General features: G+C 71.3%; 6 protein-coding genes and 1 pseudogene. 4 read left to right on the top strand and 3 right to left on the bottom strand.

What is annotated here, in order from left to right:
* Positions 1-673, bottom strand: a 673-nt coding sequence (locus G6028_RS13540) for a lipase family protein (protein WP_277817609.1), incomplete at its 3' end; no start/stop codon positions are given.
* Between the two features lie 93 nt (positions 674-766).
* On the opposite strand from G6028_RS13540, the gene G6028_RS13535 reads away from it, so the two are divergent.
* Positions 767-1,537, top strand: coding sequence for an ABC transporter permease (locus G6028_RS13535; protein WP_338404227.1), 771 nt, complete (start codon positions 767-769; stop codon positions 1,535-1,537).
* Between the two features lie 88 nt (positions 1,538-1,625).
* On the opposite strand, the gene G6028_RS13530 is transcribed toward G6028_RS13535, so the two are convergent.
* Positions 1,626-1,808 (bottom strand): hypothetical protein, encoded by a 183-nt coding sequence (locus tag G6028_RS13530; RefSeq protein ID WP_182610805.1) that lies wholly within the window; start codon positions 1,806-1,808, stop codon positions 1,626-1,628.
* Between the two features lie 328 nt (positions 1,809-2,136).
* Here G6028_RS13530 and G6028_RS13525 point away from each other — a divergent pair, with 328 nt between their 5' ends.
* Entirely contained in the window at positions 2,137-2,643 is a 507-nt protein-coding gene (locus tag G6028_RS13525; RefSeq protein WP_338404226.1) for a GtrA family protein, read from the top strand.
* Positions 2,644-2,755: 112 nt separating this feature from the next.
* A complete protein-coding gene (locus tag G6028_RS13520; RefSeq protein WP_182659178.1) occupies positions 2,756-4,627 on the top strand; it encodes a glycosyltransferase in 1,872 nt (623 codons plus the stop codon).
* A gap of 46 nt (positions 4,628-4,673) precedes the next feature.
* On the opposite strand, the gene G6028_RS13515 is transcribed toward G6028_RS13520, so the two are convergent.
* The gene (locus G6028_RS13515) at positions 4,674-6,170 is read right to left on the bottom strand and encodes a metallophosphoesterase family protein (protein WP_182659177.1); all 1,497 of its coding nucleotides are present in this window, start codon (positions 6,168-6,170) and stop codon (positions 4,674-4,676) included.
* Between the two features lie 236 nt (positions 6,171-6,406).
* Between G6028_RS13515 and G6028_RS13510 the strand changes: the two are divergent.
* Positions 6,407-6,966, top strand: a pseudogene (locus G6028_RS13510) (hypothetical protein); the annotation flags it as partial.

Below are 6,966 nucleotides of genomic sequence, written 5' to 3'. Positions count from 1 at the left end.
CGGGCGGGACGAAGTCGCGGGCCGCCCGGATCCCGTCCAGCACCGCACGCCCGTTGGCGCGCCCCGCGGCGTATGCGGCCCTGGGGCCCTGGAAGTCCGTGATCACGAGTCCGTAGCCACGGTCGGCGAGGATCTGCAGGAAGGGCGGCAGTTCCAGGTTGAACTCGTGGGGCAGGACGTGCGAGGGCATGCACGTCAGCCCCAGCGAGTCGATCGTGACGTTGAACGAGACCAGCGGTCGCGGATCCGGCCCGGGCCACGGCGTGGCCGGTTCGATGATCGTGGACACGATCTGCTGCGGGCGGTCGTGGGAGTCGGAGCTCTGGACCAGGACCTGCCACCCGCGGCCGAAGTTGCGCACATTGTGCGGAGGGATCGTCACCGGCCGTGTGGCCAGGACCGTGCCGGGCGCGGTGCGGGGGTCCACCTCGGGCGGGGAGGAGTACCAGGGGTCCGGGGAGGGGCTCGGCAGGTACCGCTCCGGGGTCCGCTCGTGGGGTGGGGCCGGACGGAACGCGGCCAGGGGATCGGGCGGGTCGGCCGAGAGCGCGCTCGGCGGTCGATCCACCGGCCCGGGCTGGGCGACGGCGGGGGAACCCGCGACCACACACGCCGCCGCGAGAACCACGGTGGCGATCACGGTTCCGGGACGAGAGGGGTGTCGCGAGAACATGCGCGTACCGTAGCGCGGACGATCCCGGTGGCCCCGGAGATCGGTACGTCGGGTGTGCGACGAAATGCCCGACCCGCGACGTACGCTCCTCGAGTGGGCTCCACGATGATCGAGATCGGCCCCGCCCTCGCGGTGGCCGTCGTGCTGTTCGTCCTCATCGGGGCCGTGGTCGCCTGGTTGGGGCGGACGGGGTTGGAGCGCGAGGTCCCGTGGGCCTCGATCCGCGCCGCGCTACAGCTCATCGTCCTCGCCCTCGTCATCGGCTACGTAGCCGACCGTGTGTGGCTGGTCGGTGTGTTCGTGCTCGTGATGGCGACGACGGCATCGTGGGCGGCGGCGAGACGACTGGCCCAGCGCAGCGCTCCGCGGACGGTCACACCCCGGGCCACGGTGCGCGACGCGCTGTGGTGCGCACTCCCCGTCGCGGTGCCTCCCGTCGTGGTGGTGGGTGGCCTGCTCGCCGCGGGGGTGGTGCACCCGAACGGTCTGTCGATCATCCCCGTGGTGGGCATCTACATGGGCAACGCGATGGCGATCGTCGGGTTGGCGGGGCGGCGTGCCCACGATGAGCTGGACGCGCGCCACGGTGAGGTGGAAGCCGCGCTGTCGCTCGGGTTCACCGACTACCCGGCGAGGATGATGGTGTGCCGTGAGGCCGCCGCGACCGCACTCTCCCCGTCATTGGACCAGACGCGGACGATCGGCCTGGTGACCATCCCGGGGGCCTTTGTGGGCATGGTCCTCGGCGGCGCCGAGCCGTGGCAGGCCGGCGTCATGCAACTGTTCGTCTCGACCGGGATCCTCGCCTGCGGCGCGATCGCACTGGTCGTGACCACCGCGCTGGTGGCCTCGGACCGGTTGTAGGGCCGAGGGACGCCTCGCGCGCGACATCCATGCCCGGCCGGTGGGCCTCGGTGGACGCCGCGCGCGAGAGCGGCGTATCGGCCTCGCCTCAGGCGGAGCCGCGCGTGGTCGGCGTCGAGAGGACCACGCGACCGGTGGGTGTGCACGACGGCGCCGCCGGGCGACGGTTGGGCGTGCGCAGGGGGGAGGACGTCGGGATCGCCCGCCCGGTCGGCGTGTAGGAGAACACGGTCGGCGCGGTGTTGAGGGTCGGGTTGCGGTACTGGGACACGGGGTTCCTCCTGGTCGTCGGGAGAAGGATCGACGACGGGCCGCCACGGGCGGTGCCGACGGGTCCTTCCGGCGATGCGGTGCGGAGGCGACGACGGCTCACCCGGGGGAGTGGCGCGGACCTGGTGGTGTGGACGCCGTGAGGAGATGGGGTGGCCGGAACTGATCGCTCCTGCGGAATCGAACGCTTTCGGCGGAGGTGCCGCCCGTCTGTTCGACCAGAGGCGCGCTGGTGGGCGCGCGATGGAACGACAATGGCACGTCCGGCAGACGAGCACAAGTCGTCGTGCCGGTGTTCGTGCGGGGCGGCCGGGACCTACGCTGTCCTGGTGAGTACACCTACCGGCGGCGCGGACTTCCCGGACGATTCCGTCCTCGACTCCCTGCGCGGGGCCGTCGATCCTCTCGAAGCCCGACACGAATCCGATCCGGCGCGACCTACCGACCTGAAGACGCAGGTCACCAGGTTCTTCGTGACCGGTGTCCTGTCCGCGGTCGTCGACTACGGCCTGCTGCAGTTGTTGATGCTGTTCGGTCTGGGCTACGGACCGGCCAAGGCGCTGTCCTTCGTGGCGGGCACCCTCACGGCGTACTCGCTCAACCGCCGGTGGACGTTCCAGGCCGAGCCCTCCCGCGCCCGCTTCGTCGCCACGATGGGCCTGTACGCGCTGATGTTCGGCGTGCAGTGGGGCCTGTTCATGCTGCTGGTGCCGTGGTTCCACGGCCTGGGCTGGAGCACCTTCTGGGCCACGACGATCGGCTACGTCATCGCGCAGGGCGTGGCCACGGTCACCAACTTCATCGTCCAGCGGACCGTGATCTTCCGGGTGCGCTGACCGCCCTCCCGGGTTACCGCCCGGCCGGGGTTAGCCTGGACGGCGCGTCCGGGCCACCAGCCGCCCGGGAGTGAGACGACCTCCGCACCGATTCCCCAGGAGCACCCGCCACATGGACGCCACCACCGTGACAGCCGCAGGTGCCGACGCCGGTTCCGCCCCCGACGAGCGCGACCTGCTGTTGCAGCGCACCCTGTTCTCGGGCCCGCGAAAATGGGTCAACGACGACCTGTACTCGCGGATCGTGCGGGGGGTCGTGCGCCGCACGCGCGCCGAGGTGCACCTGGACGCCGGGGCCGTCGTCGACACCAACACCTACTTCGGCCGGTTCGAGGCCTCCTACTGGCAGCGCTGGACCACGGTCACCAGCCTCACCGTGCGGGTCGCGGTGGAGTCCGAGGGGCGACTCGACGTCCTGGTCCGCGCGTCCGACATCGGGTCCCACGTGCGCACCGTGGACGTGTTCCACCACCACGGGGACGGCATGGCGGTGTTGCACGTACCGGTGGACACCTTCGTCGACGGCGGCGCGATGTGGCTGGAGTTCCACGCCGTGGACGCGGCGGCGACCGTGTCCGAGGTGACGTGGAGTGTGACGACGACGAGCCCGGCCCGCCGCGCGGCGGTGGCCATCTGCACCTTCAACAGGGCGGACGACTGCGCCGCGACCGTCGACTCGCTGGCCTCGGACCCGTTGGTGGCCGAACTCATCGACGACCTCTACGTGACGGATCAGGGCACCGACCTGGTCGAGACGCGGGAGGCGTTCCGGCGCGCGGCCGGGGAGTTCGGCGAGCGGCTGCACTACCTGCGCCAGCCCAATCTCGGCGGCGCCGGCGGGTTCAGCCGCGGGATGTTCGAGGCCACCGCCCCCGGGTCCACCGGGCCGGTGGACGTGCTGCTCATGGACGACGACGTGAGGGTCGAGCCCGAGACGGTGTTGCGGCTGTTCGCCTTCGCGGCCGTCACCCGCGAGCCGATGCTCGTCGGCGCGCAGATGCTGTACCTGTTCAACCCGGACTACCTGCTGGTCTCGGCCGAGCGCACGCAGCTCGACCAGCTCGAGGGCGGCCTGGACGCGGACGAGTTCGCCCTGCGCGACCAGTCCGTGGTCGAGAACCGGCAGGAGCGGCGGGTGGACGCCGAGTACAACGCGTGGTGGTCCTGCCTGGTGCCCGGGGAGGCAGTGGAGAGGGTGGGGCTGCCCCTGCCGTACTTCTTCCAGTGGGACGACATCGAGTACGGGTTGCGGTGCCGACAGGCCGGGATGCCCACCTGCACCCTCCAGGGGGCGGCCGTGTGGCACGCCGACTTCTACTGGAAGGACGGCGACGACTTCGGTCAGTTCTTCTCGATGCGGAACTCGCTGACCACCGCCGCCCTCCGCCAGGGGATCGACCCGCGCGCGATGGCCAGGGTCCTGGGCCGGAGCGTCCTGCGGGCGCTCGTGGCCATGCAGTATGGCCTCGCCGCCACCCGCATGCGCGGAATCGAGGCGTTCCTCGACGGCCCCGACGGTGCCCACGGCGTCGGCGACGGCGGGCAGGCCGCCCTGGCCGCGATCCGCGCCGAACGCGCGGGATACCCCGAGACGGCCAAGCTCGCCGTCGACGCCCTACCCGCGGGGATCAGGGTGGAGCGCAAGGTGGGGATCCCCCGAGAGGACCGCGAGGACCAGGTGCTGGTCAAACGGCTGCTCGTCCAGAAGCTCGGACGGCAGCGCGGCGGCGTCGTGGCCGTCCCCTACGAGGACGCGGCCTGGTGGCACGTCTCGCTCTTCGACGAGGTCTACGTGACCGACGCCTCCCAGACCGGGGTGCACCACCGCAAGGTCGACCCGCAGCGGGTCACGGAACTGCAGAAGCGCCTGGCCGCCCTGCTCGCGCGGTTCATCCGCGAGGCCCCCGCGGCCCAGGAACGGTGGCGCGAGGCGCAGGCCCGCCTCACCACGCGGGAGAACTGGGCGCGGCTGTACGGGGTGTAGGGGAGTTCCCCTTCGCCTGGTGTCCGGTTCCGGCCGGGTGGCCCGGCTACAGTCCGGAGAGATCCCGGTGGACGACGTAGTTCCGGTGGTCGGTCGTGCCGAGCAGGTACTCGGCCTCGAGGCCGTAGGCGCCCCACCGTGATCGCGAGGTCCACTCGATGGCGTGCTCGTGGGCGATCCGGTGGAAGTTGACCATGTAGCCGCCCTCGAACAACGTCAACAGTGTGTACCCGCCGGGGTAGGCCTTGGTGGCACCAGTCTCGACGAAGTCGACGCCCGGCGCCCGGTCCGGCGCGGTCCGGCGTGCACGGTGAGTGTGCCCGGCGCCCATGAGAAAGACCCCCGGTGCGTGGGCGAGGTGGGTCTGCAGCGTGATCGAGTCCGACTGGTTGAGGACGAACCCGCGCTGGCCGACGTTCGTCCTGGCCGCTTCTTCCGTCACGGGGTGATGCGCGAACAGGATGGTCGGCCGGTCCGGGTCAGCCTGGAGTGTGGAGGCGATCTGATCCATCTGCCCGGGCAGGATCTCGCCTCCCGACGCGTCGAGCATGCAGCTGTCGACGCCGAGGATCCGCAGGTTCCCGACATCGGTCGTCCACAGTTCCTGACGCGGGACGAACTCGGCGCCCCACACGTCCCGGTGATCGGCCGTCCCGTCGAGCACCGGGACGCTCTCGTAGCCGGCGCCCGGGTCCTGTGCAGGACGGTGGGGCCGGTCGTGATTGCCGCGCGTCACGTTCCAGTCGACGCCGAAACGGCCGTAGCCGTCCATGATCCGGCGGAAAGTCTGCACTTCAGCGGGGCGTGCCTCGTCAGTGCAGTCTCCGTTGACGATGAGGGTGTCGGGACGTCGCGCGCGCAGTTCGGTCAGTGCTCCGACGAGCATGACCTCCGCGTACGGAGGCAGACTCTGCCGCTGCGTGATCGGCGTCGGCATGTCGTTGACGATGATGCCGTGGCGCGTCTCGCCGACATGGGTGTCGTTGAGAATCGCGATCGTGGAGATGCGGCGGCCCGACGGCGGCGTGAGAGTGGTGACCCTCCCGGTTCGCTCCGGCGACCACGCCTGGTTGGTGCCGACGAGAGACGCCTGCGCCCGGACACCGTGAGAGCGGCATTCGAACGCGTACTCGCGGCCGGGTTCGAGGCCGGTGATCGTGACGAGATGGACGCCGCGCGGAGCGGCGTCGTAGTGCACCACGCGTAGAGGGCCACGGGCATCGGCTGGGCCGAGCAGGACCTCGGAGTCGGCGGGCACGGTCTGCTGTTCGGGTCCGTACGGCAGCCGGGGGCCGTGGAGAGTCGCCCAGGAGAAGGTGACCGACGTGTCGGTCACCGTCACTACCTCGAGATCCGTCGCGACCATTCCGCCGTGCAACCCCGAGGGGACACCGGAGGTGGATCCCGGGCTGGAGCCCCAGTAGCCGAGCACGTTCGCTGCCGCCCCTGGTGCCCCAGGTGGCTGCGCGCCGGCCGCGCCACCACCGAGGAGCATGGACCCGGTCGCCCCGAGGCCGACGGCGAGGGCTTGACGGCGGGTCATCGGAGACCGGGGGTCCATGAGGCTCGAGCCTATCGGCACAAGAATCCTTATTCGCGTCATCGGAGTGACGTGGTTCCACGCGGACCCGGGTTCCTCTGGACCGCCGCCGGACTCGTCGACCGCCTCAGCCTGCCCATGTACGGATGTCATCCACAGGCCCCGTCGGTCCACAGGCACGCCCACCAGGGCACCTCCACAGCCCGGGGCCGACGGTGGCGTGCAGCACTGTGTCCGGTATGGACACTCTCACTTCCTTCCCGACTTCCCCGGCCGGTGGCGGGCCCGCCCCGCAGGGCCCGGAAGGGCTGCCACCGGGGCCGTTGACGACCGCCGAACTCGCCGCGGCCGTTCCCGATCCACGGGACCGCGGTCGCTACGTTCGGATCTGGCACGGGATCTACCGCCGGGATGACCAGGTGGACGACCTCCGCCTGCGCAGCGAGGCGCTGGCCAGGAACTGGCCCGAGGGGGTCTTGCGTGGGCGCAGCGCTGCGCTGCTGTGGGGGGACGACTCGGCTCCGGCCGATGCGCCGCCCGAGATCTGGCTCCCGGCCACGCGTCGGTCCCGCGAGGGACGGGTGTACCGCTACGGCGCGTTGCCACCGGCCTCCGTCACCGAACTGGGCGGGATCCGGGTCACCACGCCGCTGCGCACCTGCCGGGACCTGGCCTGCGATCTGAAGCTCGAAGACGCGGTGGTGGCGGTGGAGAGGGTGTGTGCGGCAATCCCAGGACTGGCGGGGCTGCTCGCGGCGGCGGCCGGGCACCCGTCCGGCCGGGGGGCCCGCCGGTTCGC

It is taken from the genome of Dietzia cercidiphylli, assembly GCF_014145145.1.
In the GTDB taxonomy this organism is placed as follows: domain Bacteria; phylum Actinomycetota; class Actinomycetes; order Mycobacteriales; family Mycobacteriaceae; genus Dietzia; species Dietzia natronolimnaea.
This window is presented reverse-complemented; position numbering and strand designations above follow the sequence as displayed.

Coding starts and splice junctions, on each gene's coding strand:
- G6028_RS13520 (WP_182659178.1), top strand. CDS start 2,756: ATGGACGCCACCACCGTGACAGCCGCAGGTGCCGACGCCGGTTCCGCC.
- G6028_RS13515 (WP_182659177.1), bottom strand. CDS start 6,170: ATGACCCGCCGTCAAGCCCTCGCCGTCGGCCTCGGGGCGACCGGGTCC.